Here is a 14357-nt window from a genome sequence, read left to right on the forward strand (position 1 = left end):
ACGGTGCGCTGGCCGTCTTCGGCGCCCCCAACGCCCTCGCCGACCATGCCGACGCCGCGGTGACTGCCGCGGTGCTGTTTTACCGTCTCGTCGCTGAGCGATTCGGCGGCGAACTTCGGATCGGCATCGGGATCAACACCGGATTGGTGATCGCAGGGACCATCGGCGGCGCAGGCAAGCTGGAGTTCACCCTCATCGGTGACACCGTCAACGTGGCTGCCCGCGTCGAGCAGCTCACCAAGACCACCGGCGACGCGATCCTTCTCACCCACCACACCGTCGACGCCCTGCTTACTCGACCGCCCGGACTGTCCGACCGGGGGAGTCACGCCCTAAAGGGAAAGTCAGCCGCTGTGCAGGTGTTCGGCCTCGACCTCGCCGCGCGCAGCGGAGCAACCACCTCTTGATCTATCTTGGCTAGATTTGCCAGTCCTGGCCACCGTCGTTTTGCGTGTAGCTACCCACGGAGTTCGTTACCACGATGGGATCGCCGATCCCGAAGTTGTCGTAGAACCACTGCGCGTCTGCGGGGCTGATGTTGATGCAGCCGTGGCTCACATTCCGATTTCCCTGGTCGGCCACCGACCAGGGCGCGCTGTGCACGAAGTTGCCGCTGTTGTCGAACTGCACCGCCAGCTTGACGTGGAGGCGGTAGCCCTCTGGCGACTCATTCGAAACTCCGTATGTCTCGGAGTCCATCACAACGTCAGAAAACTTGTCCTGGACGTAGTAGGTGCCGTCGGGGGTGTCGTGTCCCGGCTTGCCCATCGACATCGGAAATGTCTGCTCAACGTTGCCATTACGCGTGATCGTCATCTGGTGGGTGTTGTTGTCGGCCGTGGCAATTAGAGCGTCTCCCGTGGTGAAGCTGGACTCGGTGCCCGCCGCGTCGATGTTCACCGTGGCGTGTTCAGGCCAGAATTCAAAGGGCCGCCACCGTACCTGGCTGTCGTTCATCCAATAGAACTTTCCGGCCACCGGCGGATCCGACGAGATGTGTATCGCGTCCTCGGCCGCCGACTGGTCTGTGATTGGCGCGGTGAACGCGATGATGATCGGCTTGGCGACGCCGACCGTCGATCCGTTCGAAGGATTTACTGCCGCCAGACTGAAAGGGGCTGCGCCGGGCACTGTCTCATTGACTGCTCCCGCAGTCTGCTCCAAGGGCGCCCACGCCCCCGATGAGTCAACCGCTTCCGCGGGCGACGGATCGGTCGGTGAGGCAACATTTCCTTCGGGGTCGGCCAGCGCGTGCGGTGCCGTCACCAATGCCGCCAGAACCGTTAGAGCTCCGATCAGAGCAGTTGCTCGGATACTTGTCGGACTTCGCATATGCATTCTCGCAAGGTGAGATCGGCGACTGCTGCCGGGGGCCGGTTCGCAGTGAGGCCAGATGGCCAATGACTACCGTTCCACATTTGGTCGGCACTTACTCATATGCGGCACAACGAATCAAGAACAAATTGAACGCAGATTGGCCTCTCCTGCATCTGACTAGGGAGCTCCCATCTAGGCCGGCCAAGTCCCGTTACTGCATCACCGATCACTCCACGTATTTGAGCAGTAACGAGAAGAACTGGTATGACGGATCATTCGCGTCAGGAGCTCCTCTTGGGGTGTCTCTGGTCATTGGATGGCGCAGGTCCACCGACGACGGGTCGTTGAGGTGGGCCCAGTCGGTGACGATCATCGGCCGCAGTATCTTCCACATGCCATCCCGCTTCTCGTACTTGTCGAGCTAGCGTCCGCCGACCATGACGTCGACGTCCCGATCGCCCGCGCCGAACGTGTGCGTTGCAATGGTGTAGATCTCACCTTCGGCGGTGCTTCCGTTGATGGCGAAATTCACCGTGGTGACGTTGTGTTGCATTGAGCGTATGTGGGGCCGGGCGGCGGCGAGCGCGCTGAAGAACTCGTCGGCAGTCCCCGTTGCGAAGGCGCCGTGGTCGTCCTTGACGTCGTGACAGTAGAGGTCTCGCAGGGTACGCGATACGCCACGATCGACGGCGCGGCAGTAGCCGTGCACGAGCTTGCGCAACTGAAACTCGTCGAGCATTTCCTGCAGGAGGGCTTCTGACGGGGCCATCACGTATCTATCTCTCGAGGTCCCACTGCCCGAAATCGGCCGCAAGAACCTCGTCCACGTCGACGTGGGTGCCGCCCAGGAGAACGCCTGGGTCGGAGTCGGTGACGATCACGTACTGGTACAGCACGGCGGCGGGCTCGCGCGCACCAGAAGACCATGCTCTCGTCTGCCATGCCCACGCGTGGCCCGCAGTCGATGAGCGACCGATGACACCGTCGCGGATCGCCCAGCCACACACGTTGGCGGACCCGTAGATGCCGGTGCGGTTCACGCCCAGCACCGAGTTGATTCCTTGAAACCACTTGACGGCAGGGCTGTTCCAGGTGTTGAGGTCGATGCCCTCGTCGACGCTGAAGAAGATCGGCGCCGAATCCGGACCCCCGGCCGCGGCGTGTAGCTGCAGAGCCGTCTGTGCGTCCGCGACGCCGCCCTGGTACCCGCGGGTGAAGTCCGACGGCGTCGGCCAACCGGGTTTTCCGTACTGATAGCAGCTCACGACGTGAAGACCGGCCGCGAGTAGCCCATCCGCGTACTCGCGGGTGACGGGCTTGAAGTCGAAGTCTGCGCCAGGCCGTAACTTGGACACGTAGACGAGTGCTCCGTCGTAGCCAGCCGACTTGATCTGATCCGGCGCGACCAACCGCTCCGCAAAGTCGATCAGCATCATGTTGTCGGCAGCTGCCTTCGGCGCGTGGAGTGTCGCGACCGCCGTCCCCAAACCAAGTAGGACCGGTGCGGAGACTGCGTACTTCAGGGCGTCGCGCCGGGAAACAGACCGCTGTGCGCCGCTATCCCGCTGCTCACTGATGCTCACGGGTGCCATGCTGGCACTCGTGGCCACCGTCCTGATACCCATTCCGGACACCGACTTCGACCCGACCGAGGTCGCCGTCAGCTGGCAGGTGCTGACCGCGCACGGGCACACCGTCGTGTTCAGCACCGAAAGCGGTGTGCAGGCGGTCGGCGACGACATCATGCTCACCGGCCGCGGCCTCGACTTCTGGTCCAAGGTCCCCGGTTTGGGCCGGGCGATCGTCGTCGGTCGGATTCTGCGCGCGAACCGCGAGGCACGCGCTGCGTACGGGCGGATGCTGGCGTCACAGGAGTACCGGCGGCCCACCGCTTGGGCCGAGACAGGTCTTGACGACGTGGACGCATTGTTGCTTCCCGGTGGGCACCGCGCGCGGGGGATGCAGAGCTACATCGACAGCGACGTGTTGCAGGGTCTCGTCGCGGAAGCCTTCCGCCGGGAAGTCCTCGTCGCCGCCATCTGTCACGGAGTGCTGCTCGCCGCCCGAACCGTCGATCCGGCGACGGGGCGCTCGGTGCTCTACGGCCGCAAGACCACCGCGCTGACATGGGAACTGGAGCGTCGCGCCTGGCGCATGGCCCGGGTGACGAGGTTCTGGGACCCCGACTACTACCGCACCTACGTCGAGAAACCCGGGGACCCGATCGGCTACATGTCCGTGCAGGCAGAGGTGACCCGTGCGCTGCAGAGTCCGGACGACTTCCGTGATGTCCCAGTGGGTTCGGCGGATTGGCGGCTGAAGACGTCGGGGATGATACGAGACTCTGCGTCGAATGCGCGGCCCGCATTCGTCGTCGACGACGGCGGCTATGTGTCGGCGCGCTGGCCCGGCGACACGCACACGTTTGCCGCAACGGTGTCGGCGAAACTGCTCGGCAGTTAGCTCGCGCTGCCGGTGGCGGTCGTCGCGATGCCGCCATCGACCGGGATGATCGTCCCGGTGAGGTAGGAGCCCGCGCGGCTGGCGAGGAACACTGCGATACCGGCCATGTCGTCGTCGCGTCCGATGCGACCGAGCGGAGACGACGCCGCGATCGCGTCGCCGAAGGCATCGATCGTCGCCGCCATCATCTTCGAGCGGAACGGTCCCGGCGCTACCGCGTTCACGGTGATGTGCTGCGGCCCCAACTCGCGCGCGAGCACCCGAGTCAGCTGGTGCAGCGCCGCCTTGCTGGCGGAGTAGGAGTACGTCGGCAGCGGAGGGACGTGGATGCCGTCGATGCTGCCGACGTTGATGACCCGCGCCGGGTCGTCGGCCGTGCCCGCCTGCCGGAGCGCGGGCAGCAGCGCCTGAACGAGCCAAAACGGCGACTTGAGGTTGAGGTCGAGCACTTTGTCCCACGCCGAGTCGGGGAAGCTCTCCAGCGGCGCGCCCCACGTAGCGCCTGCGTTGTTGACGAGGATGTGGAGTCCGTCGGAGTCGGCGGTGACGAGGCCGGCGAGACGACGGCATTCGTCGTGCTTGGATAGGTCTGCCGGAATGGCTCGCACCTCGCCGAACTCGGACAACAGGTCCTGGGCCTGCGCGCACGCATCGGCCTTGCGCGAGCTGATGACGACGCGCGCACCCGCCTGAAGCAGACCGCGAGCCATCATCATGCCGATACCCCTGGTGCCGCCGGTGACGAGAGCGGATTTGCCGGTCAGGTCGAAAAGTTCCGCGTGCGTGGTGGTTTGGCCATCCGTCATTGGGTCGCCTTCGGTCGTCGGTGGGCGTGCAGTTGGGCTCGGTGTCGCCGGCTGCCAGCCTAAGTGGTGAGCTGGAACCGCGTTTCCGTACCCACCGCGGAGTGTGAGTAGCTTGAGTGCGATGACGGACTATTGCCCAGCCTCTGTATGGCCGGTGGTGCGTTGAAGGCGATGGGCGGGGTTGGGGTTCCCGCGACACGTCCCACCACGCTCGAGGGAACCGACGGCGTCGTGCGATGCGGCTGGGTCACCGAGGTGGGCGCCGACCTGACCGGATATCACGACCGAGAGTGGGGCACACCCGTCCACGATGAAGCCGCGTTGTTCGAGGCGTTGGTGTCCACCTACTTCGAGAACGGCCTGTCCTGGGCGATCGTCTTCAAGAAACGTGACGCGCTGCGTCGAGCCTTCGCCGGCTTCGACCCCACCGCCGTGGCGAAGATGACCGATCGCGACGTCGACCTCTTGATGGCGGACCGCGCGATCATCCGCAACCGCGCCAAGATCGAAGCGACCGTGCACAATGCCCGGCTCCTGACGTCGACGTCGCTGAACGACATCGCCTGGCACTACCAAACCCGTCTTCGGCATCCGCTGCGGCAATGGAGCGATGGCAGGGCAGAGAGCCCGGAGTCGCAACAGCTCGCTGCTGCATTGCGGGATCGAGGGTTTCGGTTCGTCGGGCCGGTGGTCGCTCATTCGTTCATGCAGACGGTGGGCATCGACAACGGCCACTTCGACGGTTGCTTCCGCGCACCGTGATGCGGACGGTCACCGTGGGGCCTTCTTGGCCTCCTGTTCGACGACGTGGTCTTCGATCGCCTTGCCGATTGCGTGCGCGGCACGGTCGACGAACTCGGTCCCGCTTCCGACTACCCAGTCTTGCGACGCGGCCGGTCCCGCGAGCTGGCCGGTGAAATGCGGTATCACGTATTCCGCGAACAGGTCGTAGCTGTGCAGTTTCGCGCCGGGGGTAGCCCAGTCGTGGTCGAACAGAAGGAAGGCGCCGAAGCCGCCGCTGCTCGCCTCGACGAGCTCCTCGATCTTGGCCACGGCGTCCTCGGGCGTGCCGATCACCGCGAAGCCGGACTCGCGATTGTTGGCGATGATCTCTTCCGGTGTGTCACCCTGCACGGGCCCTGCAGGCAGGATGTGGGAGAAGTAGCGCGAGAACTCGGCGATGCCGTACTCGACGTCGCGCTCGGCCTGCTCGCGGGTGTCGGCAAGGTGCATCGGGCCGACGAGCCGCCACTTCGAGCGGTCCGCGACGTGATCGTGCTCGAGCGCGACCTCCTCCCACGTCGCCCAGTGCTGGGCAAGCAGGTCCATGCCCTGCTTCGCAGTCGCAGCGATCGACAGCATGCCGATCCCGTGCCTTCCGGCGCCGCGCGGCCCGGTGGGCGAGAAGGACGCCGCGACCGCGACGTCGAAGCACGGGTCGCTGTACGGCTTCAGCTGCAGCCTCGCGTCCTGAAGGGTGAACCCGTCGGTGTGCATGGTGACGGTCTCGCCGCGTAGCAGCCGCATGATCGCGTCGAGGCACTGCTCCATGCGCGGCCGTTGCTCGTCTGCGGGGATCCCGAGCATGTGCGCGTCCGACGTGAGCTGACCGGGGCCGCAACCGAGCATCGCGCGGCCGCGGGTGAGGTGGTCGAGCAGGACCATGCGATCGGCGAGCATCAGGGGGTTGTGATACGGCAGGGAACTCACGCCCGTCCCGAGCTTGATGTGCTTGGTGCGCTCCGCCGCGACGCCGATGAAGACCTCGGGCGACGCGATGATCTCGAAGCCGGCGGAGTGGTGCTCGCCGATCCACGCTTCGTCGAAGCCGAGGCGGTCCATCGTCACGATCAGGTCGAGGTCTCGCTCGATGGCGAGCGTCGGGTTGTGTCCGACCGAGTGGAAGGGAGCCATGAAGTTTCCGAAGCGCATCCGCCGATTGTTGTCCCGCTCTCCGCCCGTGGTCCAGTGTCATCGCGAATCGCCGACGTCAAGGATGCGAGGCTGGGTTATCTTGACTTCATGAGCAGCCAGCGAGTGCCCGGTGGCGTCGTGCACGAGTTGCCCACGGACCTGCGCGGGGCGTTGCTCGCCAATGACACCGCACTGGCCGCGTGGAAGGACATCACGCCCCTGGCGCGCAACGAGTTCATCTGCTGGGTCGAGGATGCCAAACAAGAGGTGACGCGAGAGCGCCGCATTCGCCGCACCCAGGAGGAGCTGGAAGAGGGCATGCGTCGACCCTGCTGTTGGCCGGGGTGCAAGCACCGCGAGCGCACCGGCCGATAGCAGGCCGCGTCACTGCCCGTTCTTCAGCAATAGCGAGAAGAACTCGTATGACGGATCATTCGCGTCAGGGGTTCCTCTCGGAGTGTCTCTGGTTATCGGGTGGCTCAGATCCACCGAGGAGGGGTCGTTCACGTGGGCCCAGTCGGTCACGATCTTGCGTACGAGGATCTTCCATGTGCCACTTCGCTTCTCGTACCTGTCGAGGTATCGTCCGCCGACCATGACGTCGACGTCCCGATCGCCCGCACCGAACGTATGGGTCGCAATGGTGTAGATCTCGCCCTCGGCGGTGTCTCCGTCGATGGCGAAGTTCACCGTGGTGACGTTGTGTTGCATCGACCGTATGTGGGGGCGGGCGGCGGCGAGCTCACGGAGGAAGTCGTCGGCTGTCCCGTCTGAGAACGCGCCGTGGCCGTCTTCGGCGTCGTCGTGGTACAGATCTCGCAGCTGCACGAGGTCACCACGATCGACGGCGCGGCAGTAGCGGTGGACGAGCTTCCTGAGCTGAAACTCGTCGAGCATTTCCTGCATCAGGGCTTCTGAGGGTGCCATCGCCTATCAGTGTGGCCTTCGACGGTGCGAACCGACAGCGCCGCCGTACCCTTCCAACGTGACCGCGATCGATCAGGAGAAGCTCAGCACCTGCCTGCAGGTGCTGTCCGAAATCGAGTCGCTGCCTCCCGAGCACCCCGATGCCGTGGCGGTGCGCCGGGCCACGGCGAGCCTGTGGAAGTCGGTGAAGCTAGCCCGCCGCCACGCCAAGCGGGATGCGGTGACGGCCTCCGACTACGCGGTCACCTCTGCCACCGCCACCGGGGCTCCCGGCCGCATCGACGACGAGACGCAGGGTTTGCCACTGGTGTCCGCAGCGGTCGGGGCCAGCGCGGGCACGCTGGTGCGCTCGCGGGCCTGCTACATGTGCAAGAACCGCTACACGGTGGTCGATGCGTTCTACCACCAACTCTGCCCGGACTGCGCCTCGTTCAACCAGGCCAAGCGCGACGCCCGCACCGATCTCACCGGCCGGACCGCCCTGCTCACCGGCGGTCGCGCCAAGATCGGCATGTACATCGCGTTGCGGCTACTCCGCGACGGCGCGCACACCACCATCACCACCCGCTTTCCGAACGACGCCGTGCGCCGCTTCGCCGCGATGCCCGACAGCGCTGATTGGCTGCACCGGCTGCGCGTCGTGGGCATCGACCTGCGCGACCCGGCCCAGGTCGTCGCGCTCGCCGACACCATGGCCGAGCAGGGCCCGCTCGACATCCTGGTCAACAACGCGGCACAGACGGTGCGCCGCCCGCCGGGCTCCTACTCGGCGCTCGTCGAGGCCGAGCGGACCCGGCCGCCGGAGCTCGTGGACGTGATCACGTTCGACCACGTCAGTGATGCCCACCCGGCCGCTCTTGCGGGGAGCCTGACCGAGCACCCCACGCCGCACGCGGTGACCGAGTTGGCCCTGGTCGCCCGCAGCGCCTCACCCGACCGCATCGCCACCGGCACCGCCATCGACGCGGGTGGGCTGCTGCCCGATACCGCTTCGGTGAACAGTTGGACCCAACGCGTGGACGAGGTCGACGCGATGGAACTACTCGAGGTGCAGCTGTGCAACCAGACCGCGCCGTTCATCCTGGTCAGTCGGCTGCGTCCGGCGATGGCCGCGGCGTCCGCGCGCCGCAAGTACGTGGTGAACGTGTCGGCGATGGAGGGCCAGTTCAGCCGGGCCTACAAGGGTCCCGGCCACCCGCACACCAATATGGCCAAGGCCGCGCTGAACATGCTCACCCGCACCAGCGCGGCCGAGATGTTGGAGCGCGACGGCATCCTCATGACCGCCGTCGACACCGGGTGGATCACTGACGAGCGCCCGCACCCGACCAAGCTGCGGCTCGCCGACGAGGGTTTCCACGCCCCGCTCGACCTCGTCGACGGCGCCGCCCGCGTGTACGACCCGATCGTGCGCGGGGAGTCCGGCGAGGATCTGCACGGCTGCTTCCTGAAGGACTACGCGCCCAGCAACTGGTAGGCGTTGGCCCCTACGACGGCGCCCTGCCCTGGGTCGGTTCCAACCCGGCCTTCTTGTCGAGATACTGCAGCAGCTCGTGCGCGGCCAGCTCGACGTCCTTGTGCCGCCACTCGGAGGCGCGGTAGACGCAGGCGATCAGGCCGGTGCGGTGAACGCGTCGAAGATCTCCATATACGAAGGCATACCGCGCCTTCGTATCGTCGTTTGCGCCCTCGGTCAGCCCGAGATGCCACTCGCCGTATTCGGCCCAGGAGTGCGACTCGAGATAAGCGTTCTGCGCGTCGGCCCGCGGTTGCACCTCACCCCAGTCGCTGTCGAGGACGTATTGCCGGGAGTCGATCAGTTTGCGTGCCTTGGCCACGGCGGCTTCGTTCAGCAGGTATGTGGCCATGGGGGTCCCCGTCCTAGAGATCCACTATGGTGCCAGCCGTCGGGTCGAGCTTCCCGTCGAGGAGTTCGAGGTAGACCCGCTGGATGTCGTCCTGGGTCGAGATGCGCTCGACGCGCAGCCAATCCGATGCCCACCGCGCAAACGGAACCCATGCCTCGGCGACACTCTGATCCAGCTTCGCGGTGCCCCAGTCTGCACCGCGCTTCTTGATCCGGTCCGGGGCGAAGAAGAAGACGGGTTTCGGCCCGTCGAGTTCGCTTGCCCCCTGCGTCATCTTGGTCCAGTGCGTCACGCCGACCGCGGCGCTGTGGGCGAGGCGGTCGCCGTAGTGCGCATGGACGTCGGTACGGACGGCGCCGTCACCCGAGATGTCGACGTAGACGGCGCGTTCGCCCGGCAGCTGCGAAACGTCGTCGTACAGCTGGACCGAGTCGTAGACGTTGAGTCCCTCAACGAACTCGCGGTTGCCTGCGGAGGTCAGTCCCACGATCTCGATGCCGTCGCGCTTGGCGAGCAGGTAGGCCGCGATGATCGCCGTCTTCGACGATGCGCTCGAGATGACGACGGTGTCCGCGCCGAAGAAGTCCTCGTCGGCGAGGAAGTCGTCGATCAGGAACGAGGTGAAGAACAGCGGGAAGAACAGGATGTGTTCGGCTTCGAGGTCGGCCGAGTAGACGGGGTCGGTGTCGACGTCGCGGTAGCCCTGATACACCGACGGCAACTGGGCACGGTGCGGGGCGGCGTCGACGAAGCCCTTCTCGTTGATGCGATCGGGGACGACCAGCAGGTGGCTGGCACAGGGGAAGTAGCCGTAGACGCGCACACCCTGCGCGAGGTCGGGGTGCCGGGACTCCTCGACGTGGGCGTAGCCCCAGACGTTCAACTTCCCCCAGCCCGGGTCGGAAGCCGGGAAGAAGTCCCAGTACTTCATCGCCTCGCCGAACACGGCGTAGGTGATGTTGTTCGACGTCAGGCCGAAGGATTCGATCCGAAGCAGCGCCTGCCCGTCTTCCGGCGACGGCGGCTCGCCGAGAACGAAGCGGCTCTCGTGTAGGTCCGTGCGGTGCAGCTCGAAGTCCACGCGCCCAGCCTAGGCGCGCGGGGACCCTGCCTTCGGTGACTTAGTGCGCGTCCTTCTTGCCGAACGGCAGCACGTGCACGACGGCGACCACCACGGCGCCGACGACCAGGCCGATCACTGCGGACGCCGCGGTGTTGACCAGCCAGGCCAGCAGACCGCCGACGGCCTCGACCGCGTGGCGCACGTACTTCTCGCCGTGGTGAACCAGGCCGTACGGCGCGTACCAGCCGAGGGTGTCGGTCCCGACCAGCAGGATGTGACCGCCGACCCAGAGCATCGCGACGGTGCCGATCGTCGACAGTGCGGCGAGCAGGATGGGCATCCCCGCGACCAGACCGCGGCCGATCTTCTGGGCGAATCGTGACGTCCGCTGCGCGAGGTTCAGGCCGATGTCGTCCATCTTCACGATGGCGGCGACCACGCCGTACACCGCGGCGGTGATGACCAGGGCGACGACGATGAGGATGATCAGCCGCGGCACGAACGGCTGGTCGGCCACCTCGTTGAGTGCGATCACCATGATCTCGGCGGAGAGGATGAAGTCGGTGCGGATGGCCCCCGCCGTCATCTGACGTTCGGCGTCCTCACCGACGGCCGTCGTGGGCGCAGCGTGGCTGTCGTGCGCATCCCTTTTGTGAAACCAGCCCCATACCTTCTCGGCGCCCTCGTAACAGAGGTAGGTGGCGCCGACCATCAGGATCGGCGTGAGCAGCCACGGCACGAACTGACTGAGCAACAACGCGGCGGGAAGGATGAACAGCAGCTTGTTGCGCAGGGATCCGACGGCGATCCGCTTGATCATCGGCAGCTCGCGCTCGGCGGCGATCCCGTGCACGTACTGCGGCGTCACCGCGGTGTCGTCGATGACGACGCCCGCGGCCTTCGCCGTCGCGCGTCCGGCTGCCGCGCCGATGTCGTCGACCGAGGCGGCCGCGAGCCGTGCCAGCGCCGCAACGTCATCGAGCAGCCCGAACAGCCCCGCACTCATCGCGTCCCCGCCATGACATCGGAGCGTAGCGGCTCGCCCAAGGGACTGGCACTGGGATGAATTCGCGACGGCCCATCCGTTCTGGCGGTCGAGGAGCTGTCGCAGGCAGCCGTTCGGAACGCAAAGGAAGGCTCATCATGAGAATCGTCGTAATCGGAGGAACCGGCCTGGTGGGTTCGAAGTTGGTGCACGCCTTGACCGAACGCGGTCATAACGCAGTCGCCGCGGCCCCCTCGACCGGCGTGAACACGTTCACCGGCGAGGGCCTGCCCGAGGTTCTGGCCGGCGCTGAGGTGGTCGTGGACGTGTCGAACTCGCCAACGCTCGACGACGCGGCGATCGAGTTCTTCCGCACGGCGACCACGAACCTGCTCACGGCCGAGAAGGCTGCCGGGGTCGGTCACCATGTCGCGCTGTCGGTGGTGGGCACCGAGACCTTGGCTAAGCAGAGCGGGTACTTCGAGGGCAAGCTGCTCCAGGAGAAGCTCATCGGCGACGGCCCCATTCCCTACTCCATCGTGCACGCGACGCAGTTCTTCGAGTTCGTCCAGACGCTCGCCGACTCGTCGACCGTCGATGGCGTCGTGCGCATGCCACTCGCCTACTTTCAGCCGATGGCAGCCGTCGACGTCGCTGAGGGTGTCGCCATCGCCGCGGTCGGTGACCCGGTGAACGGCATCACCGAAATCGGTGGGCCAGAGGCGTTTCGACTTCCCGACCTCATCAGGACCGCACTGACCGCCCGAGGAGACACCCGCGAGGTCGTCGCCGACCCCACCGCGCTCTACTGGGGCATCGAGCTCGGGGAACGCACCCTGTGCCCCGGTGATGGCGCAACGCTCTTCGAGACGCGGTTCGAGGAATGGCTTCTCGAAGCGGCCGCCAAGGCGTAGACAAACCGAGCCGAACCACCGGGCACCAGGCGGCACCCGATTCTTCCCTGGCGTAGCGCTCGCTACGATCAGGATCGTGTCGAAACAGGCCCGGGGACAACGTCTGCGCGGTCGCGCCGGCGAATGCGAGACGCTCCGGGGTCTGATATCGACCGCCCGATCGGGTAGCTGCCAGGTGCTGGTGCTCCGCGGGGAGGCGGGTGTCGGCAAGACCGCATTGCTCGAGTACGCGTCGGAGCTGGCATCGGGTTTCCGCGTTGCCCGGGTAGCGGGCGCGGAGGCCGATGTCGAGCTTGCATTCGCCGGCCTGCAGCAGCTGTGCGCACCACTGCTGAATCACCTCGACGAACTGCCGGAACCGCAGCGCGAGGCGTTGAACGTCGCCTTTGGTCGCGGAGTCGGGGCGACGCCGGACCGCTTCCTGGTCGGGTTGGCAGTGCTGAGCCTGATCGCGGCGGCAGCCAATGACAAACCGTTGCTTTGCATCATCGACGACGCGCAGTGGCTCGACCAGGTCTCGGTGCAGACACTCGGCTTCGTCGCGCGGCGGCTGATGGCCGAGCCGGTCGCCCTGGTGTTCGCGGTACGCGACGGCGGTGCCGATGGATTGGCCGGGCTGCCCGAACTGGCGATCAGCGGCCTGTCGGATGGCGACGCCCGCGAATTGTTGGACTCGGTGATGGTCGGCGGAATCGACCCGCGGGTGAGAGATCGCATCGTGGCAGAGACGCGGGGCATTCCGTTGGCACTGCTGGAGGTGCCGCGAAGTGTTTCTGCGACGGAGCTTGCGGGCGGGTTCTGGATTTCGGGCAAGCGCTCATCGGCCGCGGCGATCGAGGAAGACTTCGTGCGCCGTATCCAGGCACTGCCGGCCGACACCCAACGGTTGTTGCTCGTCGCGGCGGCCGAACCGGTCGGCGATGCTGCCCTGTTTCTCCGCGCGGGGGCGCGGCTGGGCATTCCCGTCGACGCTCTTGGGCCGGCCGAAGCCGCTGGAGTAATCGAGTTCGGTCCGCGCATGCGCTTTCACCACCCGTTGATGCGCTCGGCCGCCTACCGCGCGGCCGACCTGTCCGACCGCAGGGCGGTACATCGAGCATTGGCGGAATCGACTGACTCCGACGTCGACCCCGACCGTCGGGCATGGCACGCCGCCAGTGCAGCGGCGGGCCCCGACGATGCGGTCGCCGCAGACCTGGAGAACTCGGCGGACCGGGCACAATGCCGGGGCGGTGTGGCCGCGGCGGCCGCATTCCTCGAACGCGCGGCCGTCCTGACATCAGACCCGACCCTTCGCGGCTCCAGGGCGATCGCCGCCGCCCAAGCCAAACGGGACGCGGCCGCGCCAGAGGCGGCGTACGAGCTTCTCGCGATAGCCGACATGGCTCCGCTGTCCGAGCTCCAGCAGGCCCAGATCGCCCGCATGCGAGCTCAGATGGAGTTCGTCCGCAGCCGTGCAGGCGAGTCGGGCGCGCTAAAGACGAGCGAAGCGGCAGCGCAATTGCTCAGCGCAGCCAAGGGACTCGACGTTCTCGACGATGACCTTGCTCGGGAGACATACCTCGAGGCGCTCGCTGCCGCCATGTACGCGGGTCGACTCGGCGAGCGACGCCGACTTGCCGAAATCGCCAACGCGGCCCGCGGAGCGGTCGACCGGGTACCTGAATTGCAGCGGCCGATCGACTTCCTGTTGAGTGGCATGGCCAGTCGGATCATCGATGGTCCAGGCGCCGGTTCCGAACATCTGCGCGCCGCCCTGGAACTCTGGAACAGCCACGCGCAGAGCGGTGACGGACAGCCCGCGGTCTGGCCGTTCCCGATTGCGCAGGAATCCGCCGCGCACGAGCTCTGGGACGACCTGGTCTTGGAGCAGATCGCCACCGACATGGTTCGGCGCGCACGGGACACCGGTGCTCTCGCGGTGATTCCGCCAGCGCTTACCTATCGGGCCGGGGTTCACGTGTACAGGGGCGAATTAGGCACGGCGGCAATGTTCCTCGAGGAAGCCGACGCAGTCACCGCGTCGATGGGGTACACGCCGGTGAAGTATCACTCGTTGAATCTTGCGGCATGGCGGGGGATTCCCGCCGACGCGCTGAG

At 66.3% G+C, this 14357-nt stretch carries 17 protein-coding genes; 7 read left to right on the plus strand and 10 right to left on the minus strand.

Annotation, left to right across the window (positions count from 1 at the left end; translation table 11 throughout):
- Positions 1-407: adenylate/guanylate cyclase domain-containing protein (locus QOC69_RS15735; protein WP_526441110.1), on the plus strand; the 407-nt coding region annotated here is incomplete at its 5' end.
- 10 nt (positions 408-417) lie between these two features.
- Here QOC69_RS15735 and QOC69_RS15740 read toward each other — a convergent pair.
- The 4 genes from QOC69_RS15740 to QOC69_RS15755 all read right to left on the minus strand — a co-directional run bounded on the left by QOC69_RS15740 (position 418) and on the right by QOC69_RS15755 (position 2840).
- The gene (locus QOC69_RS15740) at positions 418-1332 is read right to left on the minus strand and encodes a L,D-transpeptidase (RefSeq protein ID WP_526441140.1); all 915 of its coding nucleotides are present in this window, start codon (positions 1330-1332) and stop codon (positions 418-420) included.
- 211 nt (positions 1333-1543) lie between these two features.
- Positions 1544-1711: a hypothetical protein gene (locus tag QOC69_RS15745; protein WP_526441112.1), complete on the minus strand. Its 168-nt coding sequence runs from the start codon at positions 1709-1711 to the stop codon at positions 1544-1546.
- A gap of 27 nt (positions 1712-1738) precedes the next feature.
- Positions 1739-2086 carry a nuclear transport factor 2 family protein gene (locus QOC69_RS15750; RefSeq protein ID WP_526441114.1) on the minus strand — a complete coding sequence of 116 codons (348 nt, stop codon included), beginning with the start codon at positions 2084-2086 and terminating at the stop codon, positions 1739-1741.
- A 7-nt stretch (positions 2087-2093) separates the two neighbouring features.
- Positions 2094-2840, minus strand: coding sequence for a glycoside hydrolase domain-containing protein (locus tag QOC69_RS15755; protein ID WP_526441142.1), 747 nt, complete (start codon positions 2838-2840; stop codon positions 2094-2096).
- Between the two features lie 79 nt (positions 2841-2919).
- Between QOC69_RS15755 and QOC69_RS15760 the strand changes: the two genes are divergently transcribed.
- Positions 2920-3780, plus strand: a complete 861-nt coding sequence (locus QOC69_RS15760; protein ID WP_526441116.1) for a type 1 glutamine amidotransferase domain-containing protein — start codon at positions 2920-2922, stop codon at positions 3778-3780.
- Here QOC69_RS15760 and QOC69_RS15765 read toward each other — a convergent pair.
- Complete coding sequence (locus QOC69_RS15765) at positions 3777-4586, minus strand: SDR family oxidoreductase (RefSeq protein ID WP_526441118.1); 810 nt, start codon at positions 4584-4586, stop codon at positions 3777-3779. The genes QOC69_RS15760 and QOC69_RS15765 overlap by 4 nt on opposite strands.
- A gap of 132 nt (positions 4587-4718) precedes the next feature.
- Between QOC69_RS15765 and QOC69_RS15770 the strand changes: the two genes are divergently transcribed.
- Positions 4719-5348: a DNA-3-methyladenine glycosylase I gene (locus QOC69_RS15770; RefSeq protein WP_526441120.1), complete on the plus strand. Its 630-nt coding sequence runs from the start codon at positions 4719-4721 to the stop codon at positions 5346-5348.
- A gap of 9 nt (positions 5349-5357) precedes the next feature.
- Here the strand turns inward: QOC69_RS15770 and QOC69_RS15775 are convergent, their stop codons facing one another.
- Positions 5358-6518, minus strand: coding sequence for an LLM class flavin-dependent oxidoreductase (locus QOC69_RS15775; protein ID WP_526441122.1), 1161 nt, complete (start codon positions 6516-6518; stop codon positions 5358-5360).
- Between the two features lie 90 nt (positions 6519-6608).
- Here QOC69_RS15775 and QOC69_RS15780 point away from each other — a divergent pair, with 90 nt between their 5' ends.
- Positions 6609-6875: a YdeI/OmpD-associated family protein gene (locus QOC69_RS15780; RefSeq protein ID WP_526441124.1), complete on the plus strand. Its 267-nt coding sequence runs from the start codon at positions 6609-6611 to the stop codon at positions 6873-6875.
- A gap of 9 nt (positions 6876-6884) precedes the next feature.
- Here the strand turns inward: QOC69_RS15780 and QOC69_RS15785 are convergent, their stop codons facing one another.
- Positions 6885-7427 (minus strand): nuclear transport factor 2 family protein, encoded by a 543-nt coding sequence (locus tag QOC69_RS15785; RefSeq protein ID WP_526441126.1) that lies wholly within the window; start codon positions 7425-7427, stop codon positions 6885-6887.
- 58 nt (positions 7428-7485) lie between these two features.
- Here QOC69_RS15785 and QOC69_RS15790 point away from each other — a divergent pair, with 58 nt between their 5' ends.
- A complete protein-coding gene (locus tag QOC69_RS15790) occupies positions 7486-8904 on the plus strand; it encodes an SDR family NAD(P)-dependent oxidoreductase (RefSeq protein ID WP_526441128.1) in 1419 nt (472 codons plus the stop codon).
- A 10-nt stretch (positions 8905-8914) separates the two neighbouring features.
- Here the strand turns inward: QOC69_RS15790 and QOC69_RS15795 are convergent, their stop codons facing one another.
- The 3 genes from QOC69_RS15795 to QOC69_RS15805 are packed head-to-tail and all read right to left on the minus strand — an operon-like array spanning position 8915 to position 11364.
- On the minus strand, positions 8915-9295 hold the full coding sequence (locus QOC69_RS15795) for a hypothetical protein (protein WP_526441130.1): 381 nt from the start codon (positions 9293-9295) through the stop codon (positions 8915-8917).
- A 13-nt stretch (positions 9296-9308) separates the two neighbouring features.
- Positions 9309-10376, minus strand: coding sequence for a DUF2855 family protein (locus QOC69_RS15800; RefSeq protein ID WP_526441132.1), 1068 nt, complete (start codon positions 10374-10376; stop codon positions 9309-9311).
- Positions 10377-10416: 40 nt separating this feature from the next.
- A complete protein-coding gene (locus tag QOC69_RS15805; RefSeq protein ID WP_526441134.1) occupies positions 10417-11364 on the minus strand; it encodes a DUF808 domain-containing protein in 948 nt (315 codons plus the stop codon).
- 137 nt (positions 11365-11501) lie between these two features.
- Here QOC69_RS15805 and QOC69_RS15810 point away from each other — a divergent pair, with 137 nt between their 5' ends.
- Positions 11502-12257, plus strand: a complete 756-nt coding sequence (locus QOC69_RS15810; protein ID WP_526441136.1) for an SDR family oxidoreductase — start codon at positions 11502-11504, stop codon at positions 12255-12257.
- 76 nt (positions 12258-12333) lie between these two features.
- A partial coding sequence (locus QOC69_RS15815) for an AAA family ATPase (RefSeq protein WP_526441138.1) occupies positions 12334-14357 on the plus strand: 2024 nt, incomplete at its 3' end.

The sequence above is a fragment of the Mycobacterium sp. genome (assembly GCF_032162105.1).
Classification (GTDB): Bacteria; Actinomycetota; Actinomycetes; order Mycobacteriales; family Mycobacteriaceae; genus Mycobacterium.